Genomic DNA, 26,039 nt, shown 5'->3' on the forward strand with positions numbered 1-26,039 from the left:
TCAATTCCTTTTAGCCCCTGTAGGGCTTATCTGCGTTTTATCCCTTAGAAAGGTTGCCTTTGTCTCCTACAGGAGACAGCCGGGAAAGCGGGTCGTTACGTATGTTCCACCCATTGTTATGGGGCAGTTCCTCTCTATTCATATGCCTATGTCCATTGCTGGCATGCTAATCGCGTCAGCCATATTTCCTTAGGGATTTTCAGCCTGTCCAACGTGTTGGACTTTTAGCGCCTCGTAATTATGGCCGACTTATGAGGAGCCATTCTCGCCTTGCCAAAGCGTGTTGATTTGAATGGACACTTGAGTGAGAAAGGTAAGCAATGGAGGTAACTCACCAGAATCATCGTTAAGGAATTAAGGCCCACTATTGCCGCTGAAGCTCATCGGCCTGCTCGGTTGTGCATTCGGTGTAGTGGAACCATGATTTCGCCATCTGGTTATCCCCCGAAGCTCAGCAGCTGCGCGGCGGCGTTCTCAGCCTCGCGCTGGTCCCGGAATGCACGCGATAATATCCAACGCCACAGAACATCGAGCGCGGCTTTGTAGAGCTGCTGAAACTCGGTCTCGTCCATATTGGCGAAGGCGATACTGCGGGGATGTTTCCGGAGGGTGCCGTCAGGCAGCTGGATGGCGTCGTAATGCCCGGATTCGATGGTGACCCAGGCGCGATATGCGTCGAAGGATTTGCAGGCGCTGATGCTGCCAGTGCGCTTGTCGGCGATACGTTCGAGGTATTGCTCAGCAGCATCCAGCAGCGCGGTTTCACTCCCGCCGAACGATGTCAGGTATTTGGCATAGCCAGTCACCAACTTGCGTTCGTTGGATGAGATAGCGCCGCCGGTTGGCTCCCAGTATTCGAAGCCCAGATTCAGCAGAGCGAAGAAGCGACGATGGAAGGCCGGGTTACGGACCTGTTTGAAGTCGGCCACCAGCACGGCGCCGAGCTTACATTTTGAATGCAGAAAATCGCTGGTCTCCGGCGATGCGGGGATCAGGGTTCCTGCAGAGTTCTTGATGAGTTGTAACTGCGCCATGGGTTTCTCCGTGGCGCATCGTGGTCAGGTTACCGGTTGTTCAGGCCGATTAGTGAATTATGCTACTCGCTCATTGCAAAGGTCAATTGTTGGCTGATATCTCTCTTACCATCTCGACAAGCGTGTCACGTGATACAACCCTTTCGTCCGCCCGGAGGTGCTTATGCCCGACTCCTACACCGTCAGCGCTTAACAGCACGCGATCCCCAGGGCGAAGTTTGAACGTGCAGAAAGGCACCTCTTCGGAACCCCGCACAATCTTGTAAATATCACTTCCCTCTGCACTAGCTTGAGACACATCAACCCCCTTCATTCCCCACAGATAAGCCAGAAATTTATTCATCAGCAGCCGCCACCTGGCACTGCACATTAGGCACGATAGCAAAGTCGATCTGTTTGTTAAGGGCTTAAAAACAAATAAATTTCAGTAGCCGTTTTCTCTTTCCGTTCCACATATCTTAGCACGCAAAAACTGTATGCATTTACAGTGTTATTTCGTTTGCTCAAGTATGCACAAAAAACATCGCTGCATGCAATAGCATTTATCCGGTTGATTTAAATAAATATTATTTCTACCTGCCGTTAAAAACTAAGCGTTACTTTTAACACTTAAACGGGTTTAAAGTGGTGAGGTTAACTGGTTGATTAGTCGTCTTTCGCGGGGATACGCGACCTGACTTTTCGCGACGCGAGCGCTCTAAACGAAATCCTAAGCCGTGCAAAAAATCTTTGGGGTTGGCAGATTGTTGCCCCTATATGAACACTTATTAATCACTTTCATAGATCAATTTGATGATATCGATCGGCTTTATCGATCATGTTTGCCAGAGTGGTTATTCAGGCGAGAAAAAGGCCTCCGGAGAGGCCTTTCGTTACGCTGCAACGGAGCTGAGAATCGCATCTCTTGGGATAAGAGCTAGGTATCCCTCGGCGAAAAAGAAATAAGTCATTACGAAGAGCACCCCGAAACACCATAAAACGCATATGCGCTGGAATGACGTTGCCATCCTCCATCCATCAATTTTCGTAATTTCAGCTAGGGCCTGTCGTTATGAGCCAGTTGATTTGAGTACAATCCCTTTCCCTCACAACCGCAGCCAACGACACCATGACCATTCCTGCCGATCGCCTCCACGATATCTCCGACCATGTATGGCAACTGCTTGTCCCTCATCTACTGGGCAAAAAAGGTGATTGGGGCCGGGATGCTCGCGATAACCGGCTATTTATCTTTGCTTTTTTTGGATCTTTCGCACCGGCGCGCCATGGCAAGACCTGCCACCTGACTATGGTGACTGGAAAAATACTCACCGCCTTTTTTTCCGTTGGCGTGATAAAGGGACCTGGGCTCGTCTTCAAGAGCGACTGATAAAAGATCCTGATTTTGAGTGGTTGATGATCAATGCCAGCCATATCAAGGTACATCCCCATGCCTGCTGGGAGGTGGGTGGCAATCAGGACATGGGGCTCACCAAGGGGACTCAACAGCAAGATCAATTTGACCGTGGATGCGCATGGCATGGCAATCAAATGCCTCGAGACCTCGGGAACAACCGCAGGTTGTAGCCAGGAATCAGCCCTGATCGAGGGCCATAAAGCCGCGTATTTGCTGGCCGACAGAGGGTATGACACCAATGCGCTGGTCGCACAGGCGGTCTCGTTGGGGATGTTGGCTGTGATCCCGTTCAAGCGCAAGGAGTCGCGAGCACATGACAGGGAAATTTTTAAAGCAAGGCGTCTGGTGGCGAATGCCTTTCTCCACCTGAACCAATGGCGAGGGAGTGCCACCAGATATGCCAAGAACACACCCTCATTTGTCGCAATAGTGCAGATCCGTTGCGCCATATTATGGGCTGCCATTTTATGACGACAGCCCCTAGACTACAACCGGCATTCGGCATAGGATATGAACGGAGCAATCAAGTCGCGGAGAAAGCGTCCATTAAGTAGATCGGGCCATTTTTTCCATGAAAGGGAATAGTATCCCGCCCTCACATGCTAACCCATTACTCCCGAACCAAACTAATAGGGAAGGAATTATCCACTTATTCCCACTTTCCATAAGTTTTTCCATAGCATATTTTTACATGAGCATTCATAAACATGAGTAAATATTATTTCACAAGAACCACCATAGATAAAAACACTCTAATAGAAGCAGATGCCATATTACATGATAAAGAATTCAGATTGATGGGGAATTTGCAAGCAATCAAATTTGAAGGTTTAGATTATGAATACCCTACTCAGTCACACAGCGCATATGTGCACGGACTTAGGATGGTATCCATCCTAACAGATGCCTTCTCGATTACCAAGGAAATACTTTATATATCAAAGGCTTTATATTTCATTAACGAATGGCATCATTTTTCTAACAATTCCTCTCACCAATATTTATGGTATGACCACACTGTTGCAAGTAGGTCATTGAAGCTTACTTATTTTCTCAGGGAATGCTCATCTCTTATTAGTGATGATGATATCGAACTCATTGAACGTATACTGCTCAAGCATGCTGATTGGCTCTACGATAATTCCAACTATAATAGTCGAGGAAATCATGGCATCATGCAAGATCAAGCCCTCATTCAACTGGGCCAACATTTTAATAAAATAGAATATACGGAAAGGGCCATTGAAAGAGTTGTAAATAATTTTAAAAATGTCTTTTCCAAAAAAGGAGTTCATTTAGAAAACTCAGTGTTTTATCATTTTTTCGTGACTTCACTATTCAATAAGCTGATTAGATTTATTGAGTCTCATGATATTGTGGTTAACCCTTTTTTGATGAAAGAAATTTCAGAATTAAAATATACAATAATCTCAGAGGGGAAAATATATGCATCCTTTTTAACTAAACCAGATGGCAACTTCCCTCTCGAAGGTGACACTGAACAATTAAAACCTAACGCGTCAGATTCAGATAAGAGTGGAGTTTTTTTTGATTCTGAATCAGGTAAGCTAATCATAAAAAACGATTTTGATAAAGGCCTTTATCTATTTTTCAAATCAGGATGCAGGAACATCCATCATAAGCACTGTGATGATTTGTCACTTGAGTTGTTTTACGATAATACAGACATCTTTATTGACTCAGGCAAGTATAACTATGATTCACGCAATCCTTTAAGAAGATATTTTATTTCACCTAAAGCCCATAGCACTCTATTTGTTAATAATTCGTCATATATACCATCGGTGAGCGATAGAGCTTTTTTGGAATATTTTGACAGGGGCAATTATAGATATGCCAGAGGGGTTAACTTGAACTATGAAAATGTTTCTCTAGAAAGGCACATAGTTTATCTGGCTGGGGTCGTCGTTATTCTCGACTTGGCATTTTCTGAAAATGAAATTAGCATCCATCAGAATTTTAATCTTTCCGATAGCATTTTACCTGATCCCGCATCAAAGCTAGGGATGAAATTAAAACTTAAAACAAAAACTGCTTCATTGGTGCAGCATGTAGCTGTCGATTCATTTCAACAGTTCTATGGCGACAAAGAACAACCTAGAGGGTGGGTATCCAAAACATTTAATTCATGTGAGCCTCTTAAGCAGATCGAATTCAAATCTTTTGGTAAAGAACCAATGTTTCTAACATCGATAAATCTAGATACTGCGAAGATAAATATAGAAAACCTACACTACAACTCTAAACTAAATATGATATCAATTACTATAAACGGAATACAAACTCAGGTTAACATAACCTCATGTATAACGCAGGGCGGAAGCGTGGACAATTTGCTAAGCACAACTGGCCGTTTATTGAGCTACGCCAAGAAGATAATTGAGTGATTTAAATCAGGCTTCATTATTTTCACGAGGCAAGTCGAGAACCGAGTCCCTACGGCACTGCGTAGTGCCGTAGGGGATGTCAGCACATACAAGATCGAGAGAACCATTAGCAATTGTCAGGTAAATATCGAAGCAGTCGGCATTATGGAGAATCACGTCAGCCATATCCCTACTCCCCCTTGATGCCAGCGGCGCGGTCAATTCGTTCAATCTCAGCTAGGATAAGCGCCCCGGCCTTTACCAGATCACGCCGTGGGTTGGTTTGCTTCCACCATGCAGGATCCCATGGCCAGTGGGCGGGAGTGGAAAAACCCTGATTGTGCGCATGAATCGCATAGCAAGCAGCAGCATCCGCCAATTCACTATTTTGATATGCGTCGTCACGCTCAGACGACCAGCCCTCAACGGATCTCTGCCTCTGTCTCTCAGATATCACATCCAGAATTGCTGGACTGAACGCCAGCACCTCAAGTTCAGAGATCCGCTTCTCTGCGGCTTCAGCGCGTTCTATTGCCACCACAAGAGCGCTGGAAAGGGCTGATGTATATTCTGAATCGCAGCAACTGGCGCATATGCACCCACCTTCAGAGTGCTGAACTGTAAGAGCCCACTGCTGGCAGAAGTCGCAGTCGCGCATTACCGCTTGGCCCCAGTTATGTTTTTTGCGCTCAGGAATGCGCAGCGCCTGTTTGTTGATGGTCACTGGGCTGCCTCCTGGCGCAGTTGGGCGGAGTATGCGATAGAGTCATTGGCATTCTGCTCAAGCCAATCAACAAGCGATTCCATGTCAGTTACGGCTGGATTATCAAGAATGCTTTCGTACACAAGCTTAGATTCTTGGGCCCGCATTTCAGACAGGAAGGAGTCGGTGGCCGGGGTTTTGATAGCGTCAAATTCTTCCATTGCTGCTTCAAGAGCTGCCTGCTGGCACACCACCTCTGCACGTCCCTGAATACCTGTTCCTTCACCGTTTAAGTCGTTATGCATCTCATTCAGTTTGTCGCCAAACGCCTTCAGCCCAGCATTCTCAGCAGCCAGCTGATCGCGCTGGGCTTGCGTCGCGTGCAGTGCCGCAGTAGTGCAATCCAGACGTTCGGCCAGGCGCGAAACAATCTTCGCCATATCTATGATCGGCGTGTCGGTGCTCATCGCCTTCGCAAATTGGTGACCAACAGCCACCAGCTCTTTGTTGTTCAGTGAATCACTCATGAGATGCTCCTCGGTGCGTATAACGCTCCATGTCAAAGTCGATAACTGCCCGCTGGTCGCGGAAGACGCCGCTGCGCCCGTGGCGGATAAGTTGGCCCTGCTCTATGGCAGCCCGGATGTACTTCTCGGCGGTGGTACGATGCAGACCGAACATGTCAGCGACATCTTTGGTCGTGGCGCGGCCATGTTTTTTCACCAGCTCGATAATCCAGGCGATGAACAGGGTGCGCTCTCTATGCGTTTTTGGTCTTGGCATACTCCCCTCCCTCTCACTTCACGGACCGCAGGTGCGACACGTTCCCGCGATAGCTTGGCCAGTCGAAGTTGACCCAGATGCCACTGTCCATCCGCAGGCGGTCAACGACTCGCGCCCCGAGAGTGGCAACCAGCTCGTCGTAATTTAGGTTGCTCAGGATGCCCACCGGCTTCATACCGGAAAGCCGACGGTCGATAACCTGATTGATGATCACCTTTTCACCGCTGGAGCCGCGCTGGATGCCAACTTCGTCTAGCACCAGCAGATCGACGTTGCACAGGTCATTCAGCAGTGACGATTCGGACTGCCCGTCGTCATAGCACTCGCGCACACGGAGCATCAGGTCAGGGATGGTCACCACCAGAACGGAGTGGCCAGCGGCCAGCAGATAGTTACCGATCGCCGCTGCCAGATGGTTCTTTCCGGTCCCCGGCGCGCCGCTGAATACGAAGCTTGCGAATCCGCCGCCACCAAAGTTCTGTGCGTAGCTCTTGGCCATGCTGTACGCCTGGCGTTGCTCCTGGCTCGACACTTGGTAATTTGCGAACGAGCAACTGCGGTGCAGAGCCTGGATGCCGGCACGACCAAAAATCTTCTCCGAGCGTGCACGCTGATTCTGCTTGTCGATCTCCTCAGAACGCTTACGGCCCTCAGCTTCCTGCCATGCCTGCCACTCTTCGACGCTGTTAAATTTCGGCTGTACACTGGCCGGGATAAACTTCTTCAGGCGCTCAAGCGCACTGCCAGTTCCGATGACGCTCTTCATTTTGCCCCCCTGAAACCCGCTGGAATTTTTTTGTCCGGCTGGGAAATGTGATTAACATCCCGGCCCGCATTGCGGCTGCTCAGTCCGAATTTCGGCTTGAACAGTCCCTGATACCCGTTGGCGATGCTGGCGTTGATTACAGCTACCGGATCGTGGCCTTCGTCCAGGCACTGTTTCAGCAGGCTGAAGGCCTTGGTAACGGTCAGCTCGGTTTTGATGGGTTTGCCGGACTGCTGGCGATAGGCAACCCACTCACTCCATGACGACGCATCCAGCCATTCAGGAACCGGTATGCTCAGCGGATCAAACTTCACCTTCCCCCTTGGGGGATTAGAGGGGGTTAGATCTGTATTTATATTTGTCTTTGGAAGAATGTCTTTGGTGTTCCCTGTTTTCAGGGATACCTCTCCCTGTTTTTGGGGATGGTTATCCCCGTTTTCAGGGATGGTTGAAGTGGTAAAACTGCTATCCCCGGATTCAGGGATGGTAATCACCCATGTTACAACTTCAGCAGCAGGGAAAGCCGCTGGACACTTCATGCAATTCGGCTTGGCGTAAGCCCATTTATCCAGGTTGGTGTTAATCCCTATGTATCTGGTTTGGCCAATCCGGCGCAGGATGATGATGTTCCTGTAAGCCAGACTCAGCACGGCTTCAGAAACATGTTTCACCTTCAGCGTCGTTTTGTCTGCGATGAGGCTATTGGCGATCCGGTCTGATTTTTTCGACCAGCCATACGTCAGCCGAACGATGGCATTCAGAACACGGAATTCCCGGCCCGATAGCTCGACGATACACAGGGCATCCTGAATCTGGTTGGCTAAACGCAAATAGCCGTTCTCCAGTTCAGCCATGCGGCTCTCCTGTTTTCCCTGCTGCGCGGGGAATTTGTATATTTCAGCGGTATTTGACATACTGATCTCCGCAATTACGCACAGTTTTTGCACCTGAAAGCCGTTGGTGTTGCTGCACCGCGGCTTTCGCCTTTTTAGAAACTGTCATCACATCACTCCCGGGGCCATCTCGGCCAGGCTCGCCAGAACCGGGCCAAGGGAATCCGTCGGCAGAAAGCGCAGTAAAGCTTCTGCGGCCTCCCGGACCTCTTTCTCCAGTCTCTGGATTGGCTGACCCAGTAACTTTGCCTGCTGCGCTTCGCCACATTCTTTGATGGCATCTGCGATCAGCTCTTCATTCGTTTTGCCAGTGACCAGACCGAACTCACGCGCCACCTTCTCGTTGTCACGCGCCATAACGTCCACGATCACCGGGATAAGAGTTTCGAGGTATTTGTCGTACTTCGGTCCGGGCGTATTAATCATCCGGAAGAAATTCACTTTGGTGCCGTGCACAGAACCGGCCAGCAACAGGCCGCGCCCGCCACGCGCCATCCACTCCTTCGCGACCAGCTGCGAGATGTAGTTTTGCGCATCACCCGGCGTTGCCTTGTTCCAGGCTTTTACAGCCTCCCGGATGTTCGAGAGTTTGCATGATTTGCGTGGAAGCTCTTGATATTTCGATATCACCAGCCCCGCCGTCAGGCTGCTACCATGGTTAAAGTTTCGAGTTTGCATGGCTGTTCTCCCGCTGAGGCAACCCATCAGTTGGGTTTGGATAAATGTCTTCACGAGTTTGATGTGGCGTTATGCTCCACCCAAGAACCTTGCATAGTGGAATCACGCGATTCGCAGGCACTTGCCCACTCAACCAGAGGCTCACGGTTTGTGGCGTAGTGCCAAGCGCAATAGCGATATCTGTCTGGCTCATCTGTGTGCAGATCAGGCGCTTTAATTCGGGGGTCATATGGTCTCCTTTTCGTTTCAAGGAAAACTATACATACAACCTTCAAGTATTTCTAGTTTTTCTTGAACAAGTCTTGAAGTGATGTTTTCAAGGTAGGTTTGTAAAATGGAATGCATGAAAGAAGAAAATAAGAACTTCGCCTTCCGCATTAACCAAGTGCTTACGCAGACTGGCTGGAACCTTTCAGAGCTGGCCAGAAGAGTCATGGTTAGCCCTCAGGCAACTCATCAATGGTCAAGAGGTGACACAACGGCCAGAGGGGAGCGCCTTAAGCGCCTCTCGGCTGCTACAGGCAAACCCGGCCACTGGTTCTTTCTTCCTCCTGGAGAGGAGCCAACTGAAGCAGAGCTGCAAGAATTAGCTCGTTCCACTCCACTTGATGACAAAGAGCAGGCGCTACTGGCTTTATTCAACCAAATGCCTGAGGCAGAAAAGAATCGTCTTATCGTTCATGCGAAGGGGGTTTTAAGAGAACTCGACCTTCTAAAAGGCGATGTAGCGGACATCATCAAAAACATTTCGAATTAAAAATTCTTTAACGCAATCACACATGCGCCACTTCTCACGCCCTCAATTTAAAGTTTTTCTATAAATCACCTTTACAGCTTCTAGATAAACTTGTAATGTTTCTACATCGACAACCCGCGCAGCGTTGTCAGGTTAAAGAAACGTTCCGCCAGCCTGGCGACAAGGGCAAATGAGGGTGACCATGATTGATTACGCACGTAAACCAGCACAGCAGCAGGCCGTAAAACTGAGTTGTATTGGGGCGTTTATTCGCCGTCTCTGTTACCACTTGGCACAGAAGGGGAATCCTGATGTGTAAATCGAAAGAATGCGCGTACTGCCGCAAACCTATCGAGCAAGGGAAAGAAGTTAAAAACGAATTGCTCTTCATCCGCGGCGCCCAGCTGGCGCGCGAACAACGTGATTACTGTTCTGTGCGTTGCGCTTCGTACGACCAGATGGCCCACGAAGCCTAACGTAAAACCCGCGCAAGGCGGGATCTACGTCCGGTACCACCGACCAAAGTTACACCGGAATTTTTACCAAAACCAAAAACTCACCCAATGGGCGCTATCTCTGGCCCGGGGATCTTACATCCAAAAATGAGGATCTGACATGGAATTTTTCTACGTGGTTAAGGCCACTCAGAAATCCGGCAAGCAAGATGCAGTGATTTGGTTCACTGCGAAAAGCGAAGCACGCGCCGCCCTGACGCTCGATGTTGAGCTGGAGGAGGCTGGCATCGAAACTGGCCGCGGTAAAGGCTACGCCAAGCCTGTACGTACCGACTTCCCGGTGTTCAATGACCTGCCGGAAGAAAGCACCATCGATTACACCTGGTGCGAGCGCTACACCCTGGCCGATGACCAGCGCACCTGGAACGTGATCCCCGGCGCCGCGTCTCAGGGCGAAGCCACCCCTACCCCGGCGACCACCAGCGATGCGGAACAGCCTGCCTCGCCGGTAACCTCCACTGATACCGCAGACGCCAGCAAAACCTCCCTGCTGGAAAATCGCACCCCAGCAGTCCGCTTCGCCGTCCATCTGTTGGGTGACAAATACCTTTCGGAGATTAGCCAGGAGCAGCAAATCGTTGCCAACGAACTGGCGACTGATGAGGGAAATGCTTACTTCCAGACCCTGCTGCAGGCCAAAAATGACGTTGCTGATATTGGCGAACTCAGTCTGCATGCTGAGTGGAAACTGGTGCAGGCCGTCAAAGACGTTTTCCCACAGGACAAAGTGCACGAATCTGCGCAGATGGCCGCCTTCATGTCAGCCTGGATTAAAGCCGATGACCGCAACCAGCTGGTTGAGGACTGGAAGAATGGAAAGCTTCCGGCCAAGGATGAGACCCCAAAATCTCTGTATGAGCATGGCCTGAAAATCAGCGAGCACGATGATGGTGGTGCCCACTACCCCGTTTGCAAAATGCCATTCCGCAAACAGCTGCTTGCCCAACTGACCGTAGACGAACTGCGCCATCACATCACCCGCAGCGATAATGCGGAGCTGCACGCGCTGGAAATGGATACCGATAATGGTTATGTCCAGGATCTTCTGCTCGCTGCTGAAAATTTCCCGGAAGTTAAGGCGTTCGACACCAAAGACCTTTGGCGTTACACGAACGCCATTCGCAAAGTGTTCAGCATGGGTAAGCGCCATGAGCTGGGCCTGCTTTTGCAGTTCACAAAGGCCTGGGTGGCCACTCCATATATTGACCGAGGAATCCTGACACGCGAATGGGCCGCCGGCAATCGCATTAACTACGTACAGCGTACCGACGCGGGCACCAATGCCGACGGCGGGTATTTAACTGACCGTGGCGCTGATGCACACCACACCCTGGACACTCTTGATCTGGAGATCGCCTGTGCCCTGCTGCCGATGGACTTCAACCATCTGGAAATCCCGGGCAGCATCCACCGCCGCGCCAAGGAGATTGTCGCGAACAAAGAAGAACCATGGAAATCATGGAGCAAAATCCTGCGTAACCAGCCCGGCGTTCTGGCTGTTAACCGCGCGGCCATCTTCAACCTGGTGCGCATCGCGCCTGAGAATATCCACCTAACGCCGGTTGCTCATCTGAAGTTCGTAAACCAGACGATGACGGCTGAATTTAATGCTGCGACTGAGTTGCTGCCTATTTATGGCAATAGCGAGCATAAGCAGGAAGTAGTTACCCAGGAAATGGTAGATGCGGCATGGCAGAAGGTTGATGAAGTGTTGGAAGAGTTTCATGGCGAGTTGAACGCCGGTGAGCAAAAACGACCTGAACCTGCGCTTTCTGTTGTGGATCTGATGCGCCAGCGCGCTGCTGATGAAAGGCTTCATCCAGCAAACGTTGAAGCAACCTCCATTGATAGCCAGCCGCAGGTCGCAAACCTCGGCGGTGGCGTGTTCTCCATCGAAGGCCTGATGAACGAAAACCAACCACAAACAGATGACCGTTCACCGGTTACCGAGGAGACCACCAGCGATGTGCAGATGGAAAAGACTGACCAGGCGGAAGGAGAAGCTGGTAACCCGGTTCAACCAGGCGAAAGCGCTGATGCAGTTGATCCGCAAACAGATGCCCTGAGCCCGGCTGAGGTGTTGGCCGCTGCGGCGCCAGAGCTCTCAGTGGCTGCTGCTGAAAACGACGAAAACTCCGACGAGTGGGAGGTTATTCAGGAACCACCAGCGCCAGAGTACCCAGCGTACTTCGAACCGGGCCGCTATGAAGGCCTGCCGAATAACGTTTATCACGCAGCGAACGGGATCAGCAGCACCCAGGTGAAAGATGCCAGGGTCAGTCTGATGTACTTCAACGCTCGCCACGTCGCCAAGACCATCCCGCGCGAAGGTTCCAAGGTGCTGGACATGGGCAACCTGGTGCATGCGCTGGCGCTGCAGCCGGAAAACCTCGATGAAGAGTTCAGCGTGGAACCGGTGATCCCGGATGGGGCATTCACCACCGCGGCAACCCTGCGCGCCTTTATCGACGAACACAACGCCAGCCTGCCGGCGCTGCTGAGCGCTGACGATATCAAAGGGCTGCTGGAAGAGTACAACGCCACCCTGCCCGCGCAGGTACCGATGGGCGGCAGCCTGGAAGAAACTGCGCAGAGTTATATGACGCTGCCAGCTGATTTCCAGCGTATCGAGGCAGACCAGAAGCAGACCGCTGCAGCCATGAAGGCCTGCATTAAAGAGTACAACGCCACCCTACCCGCGCCAGTGAAAACCAGCGGCAGCCGTGACGCGCTGCTGGAGCAACTGGCAATCATCAATCCTGACCTGGTGGCGCAGGAAGCGCAGAAACCGGCACCACTGAAAGTGTCCGGCACCAAAGCGGAGATGATCCAGGCGGTGAAGTCCGTGAAGCCGGATGCCGTGTTTGCTGACGAACTGCTGGACGCATGGCGCGAGAATCCGGGCGACAAAATTCTGGTGACCCAGCAGCAGATGGAAACAGCGCTGGCCATTCAGAAAGCGCTGCATGAGCACCCGACCGCCGGGAAACTGCTGCTGCACCCTGATCGCGCTGTTGAGACGAGCTATTTCGGTATCGACGAAGAGACTGGGCTGGAAATCCGGGTGCGTCCGGATATCGAGATCCCAATCGATATGGTGCGTGTGGGCGCTGACCTGAAAACCATCAGCATGTGGAACGTCAAGCAGTCCGGCCTGCGTGCCCGCCTGCACCGGGAAATCATCGACCGCGATTATCACCTCAGCGCGGCTATGTACATGCAGACCGCTGCCCTGGACCAGTTCTTCTGGATATTCGTCAACAAAGACGAGGGCTACCACTGGATCGCCATCGTTGAGGCCAGCGAAGAGCTGATTGAGCTGGGCATGCTGGAGTATCGCCAAACGATGAACCGCATCGCAAACGCGTTCGACACTGGCGAATGGCCAGCGCCGATCACCGAAGACTATACCGACGAACTGAACGACTTCGACCTGCGCCGCCTTGAAGCGCTGCGTACTCAGGCATAAGGGGAATGACGATGGAAAACATGAATATCGTAACTGCGGAGCAGCAGGCTCCAAACACTATCTCTGCGACTAACTCCATTTTCAACGTGCAGGCGCTGGGGCAGCTCCAGGCGTTCGCCGGGTTAATGGCGCAGTCAGCCGTCACAGTTCCTGAGCATCTTCGTGGCAATCCCGCCGACTGTATGGCGATCGTCATGCAGGCCATGCAGTGGGGCATGAACCCTTACGCAGTGGCGCAGAAAACGCACCTGGTCAATGGCGTGCTGGGCTACGAAGCCCAGCTGGTAAACGCGGTGATCTCCAGTTCTAACGCCATTGTGGGCCGGTTCCACTATGAGTACGAGGGCGACTGGTCGAAATGCGCCAGCAGCCGTGAAGAGATCGTGAAGAAGCCAGCGAAAGGCGGCGGGACGTACGACAAGAAAGAAATGGTACGCGGCTGGACAAGTGCCGACGAGCAAGGCCTGTCGGTTCGTGTGGGTGCCGTCATTCGCGGCGAAAGTGAGATCACCTGGGGCGAACCGGTATTCCTGTCCAGCGTGATTACACGTAACTCTCCACTGTGGATTTCGAACCCTAAACAGCAGATCGCTTACCTGGCTCTCAAATACTGGGCGCGCCTTTACTGCCCTGCAGTTGTTCTGGGTGTGTATACCCCGGACGAAGTCGAGCAGCGCACCGAGAAGGAGATCAACCCGGTACCGGCCCAGCGCGTGAGCCTGTCAGATATCAAAGGTGACAGCGTAACAACGACGCACAGCGCGCAGGAATCAGCCGCCAACATCGACGCTATGGCTGATGAATTCCGGGATCGCATTGATGCCGCTGAGACGCTGGAAACCGCCACCATTGTCGGCAATGAAATCAACGAAGCGAAAGCCGCGCTTGGAACCACCCTGTTCACCGAACTGAAGAACAAGGCGACGCGTCGCTACCACCTGGTGAAGCACCGCAATGCGGTTGAGGCGGCGATTAACTCTCTGCCACAACCGGGCGAACCGGGCGCAGCTGAGCAGTTCGCGGAAGCCGAGCGCGTGCTGGCAGCAGCGAAACGACATATGGGCGACGAGCTGCACGATAAGTTCAGCATCACCCTGGCAGATATGAAACCGGAATACGAGGCCTAAGGGAGGCGGGAGGGCTCGCCCTCCCGATAACGACATGTTAAGAGAAGAGTCTGTTAAGCACCCGGCGATCCGTTACCACGGCGGGAAATTCCGCCTCGCATCATGGATTATCCCTCAGATGCCTGAGCACGTCTGCTATGTGGAACCGTTCGGCGGCGCAGCTGGCGTACTGCTGCAAAAGCCCCGCAGCTACGCGGAAGTTTATAACGACCTGGATGGCGAGGTGGTGAACCTGTTCCGCGTGCTGCGCGACGCTGAAATGAACCAGCGCCTGCAAGATGCTTGCATGCTCACACCGTATTCACGTGATGAATTTTGCGCGGCGCGTGAAGTCATCGACGAGCCGATTGAGCGAGCCAGACGCATGGTTGTCCGCGCCAGCATGGGCTTTGGTTCAGCAGCAGGAATCGGAGGTAATTCCGGCTTCCGTAGCGACAGCAAGAGGAAATATGCGACTGCTGCGCATCTGTGGGAGCGTTATCCGGAAAATCTGGCAGCAGTATGTCAGCGCCTCCAGGGGGTCATTATCGAAAACAAAGATGCCCTGGCAGTAATGCGAGCCCATGACGCTGTAACCACCCTGCACTATATCGACCCACCTTATGTACCGGAAACCCGCGTCCAGGGTAACCGTTACTACAGCCACGAAATGACTGTAGAAGGACATGAGCAATTGCTCGCCGTAGCCAGAACGATGACCGGAATGGTGATGATCAGCGGCTACGACTCGGAGGTGTACAACGACATGCTGGTTGGTTGGAAGAAAACGGAAAAATCTTCACGCATTAGCGCTGGTAGGGGTACGAAGGTCCGCACTGAATGTATGTGGCTTAACCCAGCATCACAGCAGGCGGAGCGTGCAGCATGAAACTGATTAACCGCAGCACACAGTCCCCACTCGCGCGTAAGGCATGCGAGATCGCGCTGGCGGCCCACGCAGAACGCTACGGCGATTACGGGCGCAGCCGGATGAAAGAGACGTACACGGTGCGGGTGGAAGGCGTAAAGGTCTGGGTGGAGGTGGTGAACCGCAAGGCGAGCTATGTGGCCACGGCGATGACCGGCATGCGCCGACTAAGATCTTTACCAGGCCAAGCCGCCTGATATTGAAATATCACAAACACTTTTCCGGCAACTTTATAATGAGTTGTCGGAAGCAGGAGGTTATATGGCCAAGCTTCTTAATTTACTGGAATGGGCAGACCTGACTTACTCAAAGCCGCCCTCCCTTTCCACTCTTCGCCGCTGGGCACGAGAGGGCCGCATCTACCCTGCGCCTGAACTGCACGGTAAAGAATATAAGGTTCAGCAAGACGCCACGTATGTGGACCCGAGCAAAAAGAACCTGCGTCAAAAACCTAAGCACCTGAAGCTGCCAGCTGGCGGCACTTTACTGGAGAGACTGACTCATGGCGAAAAGGCCAGTTCGTTACGACGCTAATCTGCCCCGTAACCTGACCTATCGCAAAAGAGACAGGCTTTACAGCTGGCGAAATCCGACAACCGGCCAGGAAATCTCTCTTGGCCGGATCGACAGAAAAGACGCCGTCGCCCAGGCAATCGAAGCCAACAACTACATCGACCAGAACTACCTCCCGTCCTCACTTCTGGACCGCATTAAAGACGCGCCGACTTTCACGGTGTCGGCGTGGCTTGAGCGTTACGAGGTAATTCTGGAGCGAAGAGAGCTGAAGCCAAACACGATGAAGGTCAGGCGAAATCAGATCGCCACTATTAATGATGAGTTCGGCCGCACGCCGTTGTCGTCAGTCAGCACAAAGGACATATCGAATTTTCTGGAGTCATACATCCTCTGCGACAAGAAGAGCATGGCTGCCGGATTGAGGTCGGTGCTGTTGGACATATTCAGGGAGGCAATCGTGGAGGGGCATTTAGAGAGGAACCCGGCTGAGCCGACCCGAACGCCGACACCGAAGGTTAAACGAGAGCGTTTGCTGCTCGAGCATTTTGTTGTGATCAGGGAGGCGGCTTTCACTCATTCGGAATGGCTGCCCAATGCGTGCGATCTTGCCCTGGTTTCTGGTCAGCGCCGCGAAGATATTTCGCTTTTCCGGTTCAGTGATGTGAAAGAGGACAGGCTGTTTGTTACTCAGGAAAAGACCGGGCACAAACTGGCGCTCCCTCTCGATTTAAAACTGGAAGCTGTTGGCCTGGTGCTGGGAGAGGTGATTGAGCGCTGCAGGGTGAATAACCCATCTGATTTTATGCTTTACTCGCCAGTCAGGCGCGGCGGCAGGAAACCGGGCCCGCTTACCCCTGATGGATTAACTCAAGCGTTTGCCGAAGTTCGTGATGCGACTGCTTTAAAATTTGGGCCTAACCCGCCTCCGTACCATGAGATCAGGAGCTTGGCGAGCAGACTCTATGAAAAGGAACGTGGCGAGGATTTTGCACAGCGATTACTGGGCCACAAAAATTTAACAATGACGAAAAAATACCTGGACGCACGCGGTGCGGAGTATGTTATGGTTTAGACAGGATATGGACATTTCGAGTAATTTTCGTGGGATTTCGTGAGGACGCCGAAAAAACCCATATAAAACAAAGGCATAAAAAGAGACCGAATACGATTCCTGTATTCGGTCCAGGGAAATGGCTCTTGGGAGAGAGCCGTGCGCTAAAAGTTGGCATTAATGCAGGCTAAGTCGCCTTGCACTTTAAGAATAGATGACGACGCCAGGTTTTCCAGTCCACAGTAAAAGTGGCCTGAAAAAAAGCGTTATCCTGTCCTTAAACATAAAAACCGCAACGCTTCCGAAGAGAAGCCTGCGGTTTTTTTACTGGAAGCGGGAAACTAGCAGAGTGTATTTGCGCGTTCGATAAACGGCGCCAGGCTCATCTTCTGTCCTGGCTTCGCCGGGTCTTCAATCTGAATAACAGCGATCGGCTGGCCGTTGCTCTTACCGCTATCAACCTGCTGCTGCGCCACGTCGTTCAGGGGATACTGCACCAGCGTGCTGGGGTTAATGGCATAGAGGGCATGGCCCGGACGGCAGGTCAGCATCACCTCTTCACGGTTAAACGCCCATTTGTCTTTACCCACTTCAAACCGGCTAACGGTGATCACCTGCGGTGCCGCCAGTGCCGCGCCGGAACAGGCCAGCAATAAGAAAGAAAGTACTGTTTTTTTCATTGTGTTCCACCTCGTCAGAAGGGTTCCCAGGTCGCGAACAGGCTGACTGCCGCCAGAACCAGCGCCCCCAGCACAACCTCAGTCTGCGTCATCCTGATAAAATAGCGTTGCGCACGTCCGTCGTCAGAACGAAACCGCGGCACCAGAACATACCGATTCACCAGCGCAATTACCACCATCATTGCCACCAGCGCACATTTCACCAACAGCAACCGCCCCCAGGCCGAATGCCAGGGCACCACCCAGCCCTGGATCAGCAGCGTATTAGCCAGCCCGGTGAGGACCACGCCCGCCACCGCCAGATGGCCGTAGCGGGAGAAGCGCATCATGGTGTGGACGGCAGCCCGGTGCCAGCGTCCGTGCGAGAGACGCAGGCAAAAAAGCAGTGGTAGCAGGCCGCCCAGCCAGCCAGCTGCACATAATAGATGTAAACCGTGATTGCTGCGTTGCACCATACCCGTCACGCCATCATGCAGCGCCGCATGCCCGGTTCCCGCCAGCAGGATAAACTGCGCGGCGGTAAAGAGCAGGATCAGCGGCACGGCTTTTCCCGGTTGCAGCCAGGCGATCCACAGCGTAATCAGGGCCAGCATCATCTGCCACAACCAGATCCGGCCAAACTGGGTGGTGAGCACCGCCTGCCAGATGGACGGGCTAACGACATCCTGCCAGCCATTACCCATCATCCCGCCCTGTAATGCCAGCATCATCAGCGCGGCAAGCAGGCTGATAAGCGCCACCGTTTTTTGCTGACCACGAAAGCGACGCGCCAACAAACGCCGCAGCGAGACCGGCGCCAGCCACGCGCCGTACAGGGCATTGCCAAACAGCACCATCAGGGCGACAAAATGGACGAAGCGCAGCGTAACGTAGCAGAACGCCAGCATTTTACTTCACGCTAAAACGGTAGCTGCCCTCGGTCTTATGACCATCTACTGAGACCACATGCCACTCTACCTTATAGGTGCCCGCCGTCAGGGCAGAGGTCATCGGCACAATCAGCTGGGTCGGGTCCTTCTCGTTGCGTTTTACCGCGCCAAGCGCGATGGCCTGCTGTTTATCATCGGTGACGGTCACACCGCTGAAACGGGGTTCGATCCCTTCGGAGAAGTTGAGCGTTAACGCCTGGGGTGCGGCGTCAACAGCGGCATCGGCAGCAGGATATTGATGCTGCAGATGAGCATGGGCAAAAACAGCCGGTGCCGTCAGTGTGGTCAACAGCAACGTCAGCGTGCTGAGCGTGCGGGAAAGACGTTTTGCCATCACATATATTCCTTTTTGTTATGCCTGATAATCAGAGGATAACTCTGTATAATGCTTCAGTCGAGGATCATCCTGTCCGGACTTGTCAACGCCTCGCCGTTTGGGTAACGTTGGCCCGCAAATGAAGGAGACGGTTATGCATATTAATCTCGCCACCCTCCCCCAGGAGGAAATGGACAAAGTGAATGTCGATTTGGCCGCCGCAGGAGTAGCATTTAAAGAGCGCTATAACATGCCGGTGATCGCCGAAGTGGTGGAGCGTGAACAGCCTTCGCATCTGCGCGACTGGTTCCGTGAGCGTCTGATTGCTCACCGATTAAACTCCGTTAACCTTTCGCGCCTGCCGTGGGAGCCGAAAGTTAAGTAAACTTACCTGTAGTTACATTTCCTTACATAGTTTCTGCCAGGATAAAAACCATGATACATTCATGGACTTTATAAATCTCTGCGACTCCGTGTATAAGGAAATCACGATGTCCCACTGGAATATTGCTGCCGCGCAGTATCGTCAAAACCATCATTGCGTTGATGACCACATCGCGCACCATCTGCGTTTTATTAACGCCGCCGCTCGCCAGCAGTGCAATTTAGTGCTCTTTCCGGAACTGTCGTTAACCGGCCCGGCTCTGGCCGACGGGCAGCTTCCCGCCCCTCCCGACAGCCATCAGCTGGCGCCTCTTAATGACGCCGCCAGGGCCCATAACGTCTCAGTGATTGCCGGGATCACGGTGGAAGAGAACGGTCAGCGCCAGCCAGGGCTGGCCTGGTTTACCCCGAGCCATCCCAACGCCATCCTTTACCCGCATGGCGCAGGAGCCTGTCTGGAGAACAGGTTTGGCGACCTGAGTATTATTGATTCTCACCCGGACCAGCCCAATATTGCCCCTGATGCCGCCCTGTTCACCCGCGGCATGGCGGTCAGTGAAACCGGCTGGTCTGCCACATTTTCACAGTTACAACGTTTTGCCCATCGCTATGCCATTGCCGTTCTGATGGCGAACCGCGACGGTGGAAGCGCCCTGTGGGATGCCAGAGGGCAATTAATCGTCCGCGCCGATCGTGGCGAGCTGTTACTGACGGGACGCTTTGTCGAGCAGGGTTGGCAAGGTGAGATCATTCCATTACGCTAAACCTTTTACGGCCAGGAGAGAGCCATGCTACGTGTCATCGACACCGAAACCTGTGACCTGCAGGGGGGGATTGTGGAAGTGGCATCTGTCGACGTTATAGACGGGCAGATCGTCAATCCACGCAGCCATCTGGTCCGCCCGGATCGCCCCATCAGCCCGCAGGCGATGGCTATCCACCGCATCACCGAGGCGATGGTCGCCGACAAACCCTGGATTGAAGAAGTGATCCCTCACTACCAGGGTAGCCCATGGTATGTGGCGCATAACGCCAGCTTCGATCGCCGCGTGCTGCCTGAGATGCCTGGCGAATGGATCTGCACCATGAAGCTGGCGCGGCGCTTATGGCCGGGGATCAAATACAGCAATATGGCACTCTACAAATCGCGTAAACTGAGCGTCAGAACCCCGGAAGGGCTGCACCACCACCGGGCGTTGTACGATTGCTATATCACCGCCGCGCTGCTGATCGATATCATGAACACCACCGGCTGGACCCCGGATGAAATGGCCGACATTACCGGACGACCGGCGCTGCTGACCACCTTTACCTTCGGTAAATATCGCGGCAAAGCGGTGGCGGAAGTGGCGGACAAAGATCCGGGCTATCTCCGCTGGCTGTATAACAACCTTGAGAGAATGAGCCCCGAGCTGCGTCTGACGCTGAAGCACTATCTGGGGGGATCCTGATCAACCTCTCCCGCCTGGCCTGTCAGTGTCTCCTGAGCCAGGCCAACCAGAAAGGCATACTCCAGCGCCACCCCTTCGTAGGATTTGAAGCGCCCGGACTTCCCGCCATGCCCGGCATCCATATCGGTACAGAGCAGCAGTAAATTATTATCGGTCTTCATTTCGCGCAGCTTCGCCACCCACTTCGCGGGCTCCCAGTACTGTACCTGGGAGTCATGCAAACCGGTGGTGACCAGCATATGCGGATAGGCCTTCGCCCCGACATTGTCATAGGGGCTATAGTCTTTCATGTAACGATAGTAGGTCTCATCCTGCGGATTGCCCCACTCTTCATATTCACCGATAGTCAGCGGAATAGACTCGTCCAGCATGGTGGTCAGAACATCCACAAACGGCACCTGGGCTATTACGCCTTTAAACAGCCCGGGCCGCTCGTTGATCACGGCCCCCATCAGCATACCGCCCGCGCTGCCGCCCATCGCAAAGCATAATTTGCGATCGCCATAACCCAGCCCCAGCAGCCCCTCACAAACGTCCAGGTAGTCATTGAAGGTGTTTTTCTTTTTCAGGAATTTGCCGTCTTCATACCATTTTTGCCCCAGCTCGCCGCCGCCCCGGATATGGGCAATGGCGACAACAAATCCGCGGTCGAGCAGGCTTAAGCGGCTGCCGCTGAAATCTGCGTCAATACTGGAGCCATACGAGCCATAGCCGTAAACAAGTATTGGATTTTTGCCTTTGCGAAAATGGTGCTTATGGTAGACCAGCGAGACGGGCACTTCGGTCCCGTCGCGGGCGACAATCCACACGTGCTCGCTGCGATAGAGGTCCGCGTTAAATCCTAATACCCCGGCCTGTTTCAGAACCCTGCGCTGCCCGGTATCCATATCCAGCTCAAACAGGGTGTCCGGAGTGGTCATGGAAGAGTAGCCGTAGCGCAGGCGCGAGGTTTCCGGTTCGGGGTTGTAACCTATCCAGGTCACGTAGGCCGGGTCGTCGAAGGCGATACCAATTACCTCCCGGGTTTTGCGGTTGATCTGACGTAGGCTGGTCAGCCCGCGCTGTCGCTCCTCTACTACCAGCCAGTCGGTAAAGAGGGTGAAGCCTTCAAGCATCACCTGATCCCGCGGCGGGATCAGCACTTCCCATTTACGTTCATCCCGGACCTTGGTCTTGTAAAGGCCAAAGTTTTTCCCCTCCCGGTTGGAGCGTAAATAGAAGGTGTGCTGGAAGTGATCGAGACTGTACTCATGATCCTTACGTCGCGGCATAAAGCACAGCGGCTGGGCGTCCGGCAGCTCGGCATCCAGCAGTTGCACCTCGGTGGTGGTGGCGCTGGCGAGAAAGATAATCACATAGTGTTTTGAGGTAGTCTTATGCAGGCTGACGTAAAAGGTTTCGTCTTTCTCCTCGTAAACCAGTTCGTCACTCTTCGACGGGGTACCGACCGTATGCCGCCAGACCTGAAAAGGATGCAGGGTGGTGGCGTGCTTTTTGATGTAGTAGACCGTTTCAGAATCGTTGGCCCAGATAAAATCGGGGGAGACGTTATCGAGCATCTCCGGATACCAGTTACCGGTCTCCAGATTGCGAAAACGTAAACCATACTGCCGTCGGGAGAGGTAATCTTCGGCCAGCGCCATAATGGCGTTATCCGGCGATACCGCCATACCGCCCAGGGTATAAAATTCGCTGTGCGCCGCGCGCTGGTTGGCATCCAGCAGCGTCTCCCACTCCTCCCACTCGGCGCAGAGTACCGACTGACGCTGATAGATGGCGTATTCGTTACCGGGCTCATAGACGTGCCGGTAACGATAGCCATTTCGACTCCAGGGGGCTGACACGTCGCGCTGCGGAACACGCTCTACCATTTCGCTGAGCAGGCGATCCTGCAGCGCCTGCTGCGTCGCCATGACCCTTCGGCCATAGTCGTTTTCATCGTGGAGGTAGTCCAGCACCTCCGGCTTTGAGCGGGTATCGTCGCGCAACCAGTAATAGTTGTCGATACGCGTGTCACCGTGCGCGGTGAGAGCATGCGGTATGCGTTGGGCTTTAGGTGGCATGGCTTATGATTCTTTTACGTTTAACACTCTATAAGGTTGGCAAAACATGCGCACGATGCAAGCGAAACGGGACGACGGGACGTAAAAATCTAGCCGGGTAGCGCTTGTTTTTGCTGGCGAATATCCTGCTCAATCCCTTCCCGCACGTCCGCCGGGATTTTCAGCGCATCGCCCAGCGCAGTAAGATAGCTACGCTCCATAAAGTGATCGATGTCGATTGCCGCACAGCTCAGGAAGTAGAGTTCGAGCGCCTCTTCTTCATTCTGAATGCCCTGCGCCAGACGTTCGGGATCGAGCGGTTGTTCAATAGCACGCGCCACCAGCGCTCGCCCCTGTTCCTCTATGCCCGCTTCCCGCAATTGCTGCTCAATGGCGGCCCGCTCTTTATCATCAATGTGGCCGTCGCTCTTCGCCGCAAAGACCAGCGCCAGGATCAGCCTTTCGCTGCGCACGTCCAGCGGTGAGGCCTGCTGACCAAACTGCGGCTCGTCCTGATGCGCGCTGCGTATCCTGTCTTTGTACTTATTCCACAGCACGGTACCGGCAATAGCGCCACCGCCGGCAAGCAGCGCGCCGGTGCCGTATTTGCTGAGCAATTTGCGCGAGGATTTATTTGCTACCAGCAGTCCCGCGAGGCCACCAAGCGCCCCCGGAGTCAGCATTTTGCTTAAGCCTTCACCGGACGACGACGACCCTTTCTGCCCAAGCATAGACTGTAATTGATTCAGCCAGTTTGACATGTTTACCCTCACTAAACGGTGGATGAATTTCACAGCGTAAGCGAGGGGATGTCAGGAAATGTCTATGGCGACAAAAGAAGCGAAAATTCACCTCTTCGATGACAGGTACTGCGCGCTGCCCGCCTTACAGTCGATCTTCACCTGATAGTGGATATCGGTATTCTTGCCCCGCACCGTCAGCGGCACCGTCCAGTTATCATTCTCGCCTTTCACCTGTCGGGGATTAATCCAGGCCACCGGATCGGCCATCCCCAGCGTTTCCTGGTCGTCCGCCCAGCGCACGATGCGGTTTTGCAGATAATCCCGTTTCACGCTGGCGGCAATCCCTTTGGCGTCCTGCCCTTCGCAGGTCGGAAATTTAACGGTTTTCTTCTCTGCGGCCTGGGCGGTCAGGCTGGCGGCCAGCAGCGCTATTGCTACCCCTGTTTTGTTCATTGTGCTCTCCTGTTTTGGCTCAACAAAAGCATGGCCGAAAAATGCCGCGATGCAAATAGCCCTTCTTCAGACTGAGGTTTTTTCGCAACGCAAGACAGACGCAAACGTTTTCGTTTATACTGCGCGCAACTTTTTCAGGGGAATTATTATGACTCGTTTAGGAACTGCGCTGCGTCCGGCAGCAACGCGTGTGATGCTGCTGGGCTCAGGTGAGCTGGGTAAAGAGGTGGCCATTGAGTGCCAGCGTTTAGGGATTGAAGTGATTGCCGTCGATCGCTACGCCGGTTCGCCAGCCATGCACGTTGCCCACCGCTCGCACGTGATCAATATGCTGGATGGCGACGCCCTGCGCGCGGTGATTGCCGCCGAAAAACCGCATTTCGTGGTGCCGGAGATCGAAGCCATCGCCACCGACACCCTGCTGGCGCTGGAAGCCGAAGGCCAGCGCGTGGTGCCCTGCGCCCGCGCCGCGAAGCTGACCATGAACCGGGAAGGGATCCGTCGCCTGGCCGCGGAAGCGCTCTCTCTGCCCACCTCTGCCTACCGCTTTGCCGACAGCAAGGCCGATTTTCTGCAGGCCGTCGCCGAAATTGGCTACCCGTGCATCATTAAGCCGGTAATGAGCTCCTCCGGCAAAGGGCAGAGCTTTGTGCGCAGCGCCGAACAGCTTGACAAGGCCTGGGATTACGCCCAACAAGGGGGACGCGCCGGAGCCGGACGCGTGATCGTCGAAGGCGTGGTGCAGTTTGACTTTGAGATCACCCTGTTAACCGTCAGCGCCGTGGATGGCGTCCACTTCTGCGATCCTATTGGTCATCGTCAGGAAGATGGCGACTACCGGGAGTCCTGGCAACCGCAGCAGATGAGCCCCCTGGCACGTGCGCGCGCTGAAGAGATCTCCCGCAAAGTGGTGCTGGCCCTTGGCGGCCACGGTCTGTTTGGTGTTGAGCTGTTTGTCTGCGGTGATGAAGTCATTTTCAGTGAGGTCTCCCCTCGCCCGCACGATACCGGCATGGTGACCTTAATTTCTCAGGATCTCTCCGAGTTTGCCCTGCACGTTCGCGCCTTCCTCGGCCTGCCGGTCGGTGGCGTGCGTCAGTATGGCCCGGCGGCGTCGGCGGTGATCCTGCCACAGTTGACCAGCCAGAACGTCACCTTTGATAATGTCGATGCCGCAGTAGGTGCTGGCCTGCAGCTGCGTCTGTTCGGTAAGCCGGAGATTGAAGGTTCGCGTCGTCTGGGCGTGGCGCTGGCGACGGGCGACAGCGTGGAAGAGGCCGTTGAGCGGGCGAAACAGGCTGCCGCCAGCGTGCAGGTGGCAGGATAAAAAAAACGGGCCGACTGGCCCGTTTTTTTATGGCATTTGACGTTTATCGTAGGCCGGGTAAGGCGAAGCCGCCACCCGGCAAAAAACGCGCACAATACCTAAATCTTACTGCTGCGCGCCTTCTACTGCTTCGCGCGCCAGCGTAGTGATGCGATCCCAGTCGCCCGCTTCCATTGCATCCGCCGGAACCAGCCATGAGCCACCGATACAGAGCACGCTTTTCAGCGCCAGGTAGTCACGGTAGTTCGCCGGAGAGATGCCGCCCGTCGGGCAGAAACGCACGTTAGCGAACGGACCCGCGATAGCCTGCAGCGCTTTGGTGCCGCCGTTGGCTTCCGCCGGGAAGAATTTGAACTCTTTCAGACCGTAGTCCATGCCCAGCATCAGCTCAGAAACGGTACTGATACCCGGGATCAGGGGAATGGTGCCTTCGGTTGCGGCTTTCAGCAGAGGCTCGGTCAGACCCGGGCTGATGGCGAACTGCGCACCGGCTTCGGTCACCTCTGCCAGCTGCTGCGGGTTCAGCACGGTACCCGCACCGATAATGGCTTCTGGTACTTCTTTGGCGATGGCGCGAATGGCATCCATTGCACAGGCAGTACGCAGCGTGACTTCCAGTACGCGTACACCGCCCGCAACCAGCGCTTTCGCCATTGGGACAGCATGTTCCAGCTTATTAATCACGATAACCGGCACTACCGGGCCCGTTTTCAGGATTGCTTCTGCACTTGTATTCCAGTTTTTCATCAGAGT

At 53.7% G+C, this 26,039-nt stretch carries 29 protein-coding genes and 2 pseudogenes; 15 read left to right on the plus strand and 16 right to left on the minus strand.

All coding sequences use genetic code 11. From position 1 onward, the window contains the following. Positions 1-437: 437 nt before the first annotated feature. Complete coding sequence (locus MXM41_RS04310; protein WP_325930080.1) at positions 438-1,034, minus strand: DUF1367 family protein; 597 nt, start codon at positions 1,032-1,034, stop codon at positions 438-440. Between the two features lie 82 nt (positions 1,035-1,116). After that, positions 1,117-1,377: a hypothetical protein gene (locus MXM41_RS04315; RefSeq protein ID WP_325930081.1), complete on the minus strand. Its 261-nt coding sequence runs from the start codon at positions 1,375-1,377 to the stop codon at positions 1,117-1,119. Between the two features lie 765 nt (positions 1,378-2,142). On the opposite strand from MXM41_RS04315, the pseudogene MXM41_RS04320 reads away from it, so the two are divergent. Next, a pseudogene (locus MXM41_RS04320) lies at positions 2,143-2,901 on the plus strand (IS5 family transposase). Between the two features lie 236 nt (positions 2,902-3,137). Further along, on the plus strand, positions 3,138-4,838 hold the full coding sequence (locus tag MXM41_RS04325) for a heparinase II/III domain-containing protein (protein ID WP_325930082.1): 1,701 nt from the start codon (positions 3,138-3,140) through the stop codon (positions 4,836-4,838). A gap of 169 nt (positions 4,839-5,007) precedes the next feature. On the opposite strand, the gene MXM41_RS04330 is transcribed toward MXM41_RS04325, so the two are convergent. The 7 genes from MXM41_RS04330 to MXM41_RS04360 form a co-directional block, all read right to left on the minus strand. After that, the gene (locus MXM41_RS04330) at positions 5,008-5,541 is read right to left on the minus strand and encodes an ead/Ea22-like family protein (protein ID WP_325930083.1); all 534 of its coding nucleotides are present in this window, start codon (positions 5,539-5,541) and stop codon (positions 5,008-5,010) included. After that, positions 5,538-6,047, minus strand: coding sequence for a hypothetical protein (locus MXM41_RS04335; RefSeq protein WP_325930085.1), 510 nt, complete (start codon positions 6,045-6,047; stop codon positions 5,538-5,540). Before MXM41_RS04335 ends, MXM41_RS04330 begins: the two co-directional genes overlap by 4 nt. Next, positions 6,040-6,303 carry a DUF977 family protein gene (locus tag MXM41_RS04340; RefSeq protein WP_325930086.1) on the minus strand — a complete coding sequence of 88 codons (264 nt, stop codon included), beginning with the start codon at positions 6,301-6,303 and terminating at the stop codon, positions 6,040-6,042. Before MXM41_RS04340 ends, MXM41_RS04335 begins: the two co-directional genes overlap by 8 nt. A gap of 13 nt (positions 6,304-6,316) precedes the next feature. Further along, positions 6,317-7,069: an ATP-binding protein gene (locus MXM41_RS04345; RefSeq protein ID WP_325930087.1), complete on the minus strand. Its 753-nt coding sequence runs from the start codon at positions 7,067-7,069 to the stop codon at positions 6,317-6,319. Then, positions 7,066-7,989, minus strand: coding sequence for a replication protein (locus MXM41_RS04350; RefSeq protein ID WP_325930854.1), 924 nt, complete (start codon positions 7,987-7,989; stop codon positions 7,066-7,068). The genes MXM41_RS04345 and MXM41_RS04350 overlap by 4 nt, the downstream gene beginning before the upstream one ends. 81 nt (positions 7,990-8,070) lie before the next feature. Then, positions 8,071-8,640: a toxin YdaT family protein gene (locus MXM41_RS04355; RefSeq protein ID WP_325930088.1), complete on the minus strand. Its 570-nt coding sequence runs from the start codon at positions 8,638-8,640 to the stop codon at positions 8,071-8,073. Beyond that, the gene (locus tag MXM41_RS04360) at positions 8,621-8,869 is read right to left on the minus strand and encodes a transcriptional regulator (RefSeq protein WP_325930090.1); all 249 of its coding nucleotides are present in this window, start codon (positions 8,867-8,869) and stop codon (positions 8,621-8,623) included. The genes MXM41_RS04355 and MXM41_RS04360 overlap by 20 nt, the downstream gene beginning before the upstream one ends. A 114-nt stretch (positions 8,870-8,983) precedes the next feature. Here MXM41_RS04360 and MXM41_RS04365 point away from each other — a divergent pair, with 114 nt between their 5' ends. The 9 genes and pseudogenes from MXM41_RS04365 to MXM41_RS04400 all read left to right on the plus strand — a co-directional run bounded on the left by MXM41_RS04365 (position 8,984) and on the right by MXM41_RS04400 (position 16,982). Next, positions 8,984-9,397 (plus strand): helix-turn-helix domain-containing protein, encoded by a 414-nt coding sequence (locus tag MXM41_RS04365; protein WP_325930092.1) that lies wholly within the window; start codon positions 8,984-8,986, stop codon positions 9,395-9,397. A gap of 290 nt (positions 9,398-9,687) precedes the next feature. Next, positions 9,688-9,852, plus strand: a complete 165-nt coding sequence (locus MXM41_RS04370; RefSeq protein ID WP_325930093.1) for a YdaE family protein — start codon at positions 9,688-9,690, stop codon at positions 9,850-9,852. 139 nt (positions 9,853-9,991) lie between these two features. Then, positions 9,992-13,270 (plus strand): annotated as a pseudogene (locus tag MXM41_RS04375) (RecE family exodeoxyribonuclease); the annotation flags it as partial. A 2-nt stretch (positions 13,271-13,272) separates the two neighbouring features. Then, positions 13,273-13,338, plus strand: coding sequence for a hypothetical protein (locus tag MXM41_RS22800; protein ID WP_409455036.1), 66 nt, complete (start codon positions 13,273-13,275; stop codon positions 13,336-13,338). A gap of 33 nt (positions 13,339-13,371) precedes the next feature. Beyond that, positions 13,372-14,487, plus strand: a complete 1,116-nt coding sequence (locus MXM41_RS04380; RefSeq protein ID WP_325930095.1) for a RecT family recombinase — start codon at positions 13,372-13,374, stop codon at positions 14,485-14,487. A gap of 34 nt (positions 14,488-14,521) precedes the next feature. Next, positions 14,522-15,355 (plus strand): DNA adenine methylase, encoded by an 834-nt coding sequence (locus MXM41_RS04385; protein WP_325930097.1) that lies wholly within the window; start codon positions 14,522-14,524, stop codon positions 15,353-15,355. Then, entirely contained in the window at positions 15,352-15,591 is a 240-nt protein-coding gene (locus tag MXM41_RS04390) for a DUF4060 family protein (RefSeq protein ID WP_151584248.1), read from the plus strand. The genes MXM41_RS04385 and MXM41_RS04390 overlap by 4 nt, the downstream gene beginning before the upstream one ends. Before the next feature lie 64 nt (positions 15,592-15,655). Next, the gene (locus MXM41_RS04395) at positions 15,656-15,928 is read left to right on the plus strand and encodes an excisionase (RefSeq protein ID WP_032611896.1); all 273 of its coding nucleotides are present in this window, start codon (positions 15,656-15,658) and stop codon (positions 15,926-15,928) included. Then, positions 15,897-16,982 (plus strand): tyrosine-type recombinase/integrase, encoded by a 1,086-nt coding sequence (locus MXM41_RS04400; RefSeq protein ID WP_325930100.1) that lies wholly within the window; start codon positions 15,897-15,899, stop codon positions 16,980-16,982. Before MXM41_RS04395 ends, MXM41_RS04400 begins: the two co-directional genes overlap by 32 nt. A 320-nt stretch (positions 16,983-17,302) precedes the next feature. Here the strand turns inward: MXM41_RS04400 and MXM41_RS04405 are convergent, their stop codons facing one another. Genes MXM41_RS04405 through yobA form a run of 3 tightly spaced genes read right to left on the minus strand, consistent with a single transcriptional unit; the run spans position 17,303 to position 18,904 of the window. Further along, positions 17,303-17,641: a YebY family protein gene (locus MXM41_RS04405; RefSeq protein WP_325930101.1), complete on the minus strand. Its 339-nt coding sequence runs from the start codon at positions 17,639-17,641 to the stop codon at positions 17,303-17,305. Between the two features lie 14 nt (positions 17,642-17,655). Next, a complete protein-coding gene (gene copD, locus MXM41_RS04410) occupies positions 17,656-18,528 on the minus strand; it encodes a copper homeostasis membrane protein CopD (protein ID WP_325930102.1) in 873 nt (290 codons plus the stop codon). A 1-nt stretch (position 18,529) separates the two neighbouring features. Further along, positions 18,530-18,904, minus strand: a complete 375-nt coding sequence (gene yobA, locus MXM41_RS04415; RefSeq protein WP_325930104.1) for a CopC domain-containing protein YobA — start codon at positions 18,902-18,904, stop codon at positions 18,530-18,532. A 136-nt stretch (positions 18,905-19,040) separates the two neighbouring features. Between yobA and MXM41_RS04420 the strand changes: the two genes are divergently transcribed. From MXM41_RS04420 to exoX, 3 genes are all read left to right on the plus strand, one after another. Continuing rightward, the gene (locus MXM41_RS04420; protein ID WP_103180048.1) at positions 19,041-19,271 is read left to right on the plus strand and encodes a DNA polymerase III subunit theta; all 231 of its coding nucleotides are present in this window, start codon (positions 19,041-19,043) and stop codon (positions 19,269-19,271) included. Between the two features lie 106 nt (positions 19,272-19,377). After that, positions 19,378-20,034 (plus strand): nitrilase-related carbon-nitrogen hydrolase, encoded by a 657-nt coding sequence (locus MXM41_RS04425; RefSeq protein ID WP_325930109.1) that lies wholly within the window; start codon positions 19,378-19,380, stop codon positions 20,032-20,034. Positions 20,035-20,058: 24 nt separating this feature from the next. Further along, positions 20,059-20,721, plus strand: coding sequence for an exodeoxyribonuclease X (gene exoX / locus MXM41_RS04430; protein WP_325930111.1), 663 nt, complete (start codon positions 20,059-20,061; stop codon positions 20,719-20,721). Here exoX and ptrB read toward each other — a convergent pair. The 3 genes from ptrB to yebF all read right to left on the minus strand — a co-directional run bounded on the left by ptrB (position 20,703) and on the right by yebF (position 23,959). Further along, entirely contained in the window at positions 20,703-22,784 is a 2,082-nt protein-coding gene (ptrB, locus tag MXM41_RS04435; RefSeq protein ID WP_325930113.1) for an oligopeptidase B, read from the minus strand. The two genes, exoX and ptrB, sit on opposite strands and share 19 nt — an antisense overlap. 89 nt (positions 22,785-22,873) lie before the next feature. Further along, the gene (locus MXM41_RS04440) at positions 22,874-23,524 is read right to left on the minus strand and encodes a tellurite resistance TerB family protein (RefSeq protein ID WP_325930114.1); all 651 of its coding nucleotides are present in this window, start codon (positions 23,522-23,524) and stop codon (positions 22,874-22,876) included. Positions 23,525-23,611: 87 nt separating this feature from the next. Continuing rightward, a complete protein-coding gene (gene yebF / locus MXM41_RS04445) occupies positions 23,612-23,959 on the minus strand; it encodes a protein YebF (protein ID WP_325930115.1) in 348 nt (115 codons plus the stop codon). Positions 23,960-24,107: 148 nt separating this feature from the next. Here yebF and purT point away from each other — a divergent pair, with 148 nt between their 5' ends. Continuing rightward, positions 24,108-25,286 carry a formate-dependent phosphoribosylglycinamide formyltransferase gene (purT, locus tag MXM41_RS04450; protein WP_325930117.1) on the plus strand — a complete coding sequence of 393 codons (1,179 nt, stop codon included), beginning with the start codon at positions 24,108-24,110 and terminating at the stop codon, positions 25,284-25,286. 105 nt (positions 25,287-25,391) lie between these two features. Here purT and MXM41_RS04455 read toward each other — a convergent pair whose 3' ends face one another. Continuing rightward, complete coding sequence (locus MXM41_RS04455) at positions 25,392-26,033, minus strand: bifunctional 4-hydroxy-2-oxoglutarate aldolase/2-dehydro-3-deoxy-phosphogluconate aldolase (protein WP_325930119.1); 642 nt, start codon at positions 26,031-26,033, stop codon at positions 25,392-25,394. Between the last annotated feature and the right edge of the window lie 6 nt (positions 26,034-26,039).

Source organism: Leclercia adecarboxylata, from assembly GCF_035787115.1.
In the GTDB taxonomy this organism is placed as follows: domain Bacteria; phylum Pseudomonadota; class Gammaproteobacteria; order Enterobacterales; family Enterobacteriaceae; genus Enterobacter; species Enterobacter adecarboxylatus_E.

Bases quoted from the DNA above. Each gene is read 5' to 3' on its own strand.
- MXM41_RS04310 (WP_325930080.1), bottom strand. From the start codon at position 1,034: ATGGCGCAGTTACAACTCATCAAGAACTCTGCAGGAACCCTGATCCCC.
- MXM41_RS04315 (WP_325930081.1), bottom strand. From the start codon at position 1,377: ATGAATAAATTTCTGGCTTATCTGTGGGGAATGAAGGGGGTTGATGTG.
- MXM41_RS04325 (WP_325930082.1), top strand. From the start codon at position 3,138: ATGAGTAAATATTATTTCACAAGAACCACCATAGATAAAAACACTCTA.
- MXM41_RS04335 (WP_325930085.1), bottom strand. From the start codon at position 6,047: ATGAGTGATTCACTGAACAACAAAGAGCTGGTGGCTGTTGGTCACCAA.
- MXM41_RS04340 (WP_325930086.1), bottom strand. From the start codon at position 6,303: ATGCCAAGACCAAAAACGCATAGAGAGCGCACCCTGTTCATCGCCTGG.
- MXM41_RS04345 (WP_325930087.1), bottom strand. From the start codon at position 7,069: ATGAAGAGCGTCATCGGAACTGGCAGTGCGCTTGAGCGCCTGAAGAAG.
- MXM41_RS04355 (WP_325930088.1), bottom strand. From the start codon at position 8,640: ATGCAAACTCGAAACTTTAACCATGGTAGCAGCCTGACGGCGGGGCTG.
- MXM41_RS04360 (WP_325930090.1), bottom strand. From the start codon at position 8,869: ATGACCCCCGAATTAAAGCGCCTGATCTGCACACAGATGAGCCAGACA.
- MXM41_RS04365 (WP_325930092.1), top strand. From the start codon at position 8,984: ATGAAAGAAGAAAATAAGAACTTCGCCTTCCGCATTAACCAAGTGCTT.
- MXM41_RS04370 (WP_325930093.1), top strand. From the start codon at position 9,688: ATGTGTAAATCGAAAGAATGCGCGTACTGCCGCAAACCTATCGAGCAA.
- MXM41_RS04380 (WP_325930095.1), top strand. From the start codon at position 13,372: ATGGAAAACATGAATATCGTAACTGCGGAGCAGCAGGCTCCAAACACT.
- MXM41_RS04385 (WP_325930097.1), top strand. From the start codon at position 14,522: ATGTTAAGAGAAGAGTCTGTTAAGCACCCGGCGATCCGTTACCACGGC.
- MXM41_RS04390 (WP_151584248.1), top strand. From the start codon at position 15,352: ATGAAACTGATTAACCGCAGCACACAGTCCCCACTCGCGCGTAAGGCA.
- MXM41_RS04395 (WP_032611896.1), top strand. From the start codon at position 15,656: ATGGCCAAGCTTCTTAATTTACTGGAATGGGCAGACCTGACTTACTCA.
- MXM41_RS04400 (WP_325930100.1), top strand. From the start codon at position 15,897: ATGGCGAAAAGGCCAGTTCGTTACGACGCTAATCTGCCCCGTAACCTG.
- MXM41_RS04405 (WP_325930101.1), bottom strand. From the start codon at position 17,641: ATGAAAAAAACAGTACTTTCTTTCTTATTGCTGGCCTGTTCCGGCGCG.
- copD (WP_325930102.1), bottom strand. From the start codon at position 18,528: ATGCTGGCGTTCTGCTACGTTACGCTGCGCTTCGTCCATTTTGTCGCC.
- yobA (WP_325930104.1), bottom strand. From the start codon at position 18,904: ATGGCAAAACGTCTTTCCCGCACGCTCAGCACGCTGACGTTGCTGTTG.
- MXM41_RS04420 (WP_103180048.1), top strand. From the start codon at position 19,041: ATGCATATTAATCTCGCCACCCTCCCCCAGGAGGAAATGGACAAAGTG.
- MXM41_RS04425 (WP_325930109.1), top strand. From the start codon at position 19,378: ATGTCCCACTGGAATATTGCTGCCGCGCAGTATCGTCAAAACCATCAT.
- exoX (WP_325930111.1), top strand. From the start codon at position 20,059: ATGCTACGTGTCATCGACACCGAAACCTGTGACCTGCAGGGGGGGATT.
- ptrB (WP_325930113.1), bottom strand. From the start codon at position 22,784: ATGCCACCTAAAGCCCAACGCATACCGCATGCTCTCACCGCGCACGGT.
- MXM41_RS04440 (WP_325930114.1), bottom strand. From the start codon at position 23,524: ATGTCAAACTGGCTGAATCAATTACAGTCTATGCTTGGGCAGAAAGGG.
- yebF (WP_325930115.1), bottom strand. From the start codon at position 23,959: ATGAACAAAACAGGGGTAGCAATAGCGCTGCTGGCCGCCAGCCTGACC.
- purT (WP_325930117.1), top strand. From the start codon at position 24,108: ATGACTCGTTTAGGAACTGCGCTGCGTCCGGCAGCAACGCGTGTGATG.
- MXM41_RS04455 (WP_325930119.1), bottom strand. From the start codon at position 26,033: ATGAAAAACTGGAATACAAGTGCAGAAGCAATCCTGAAAACGGGCCCG.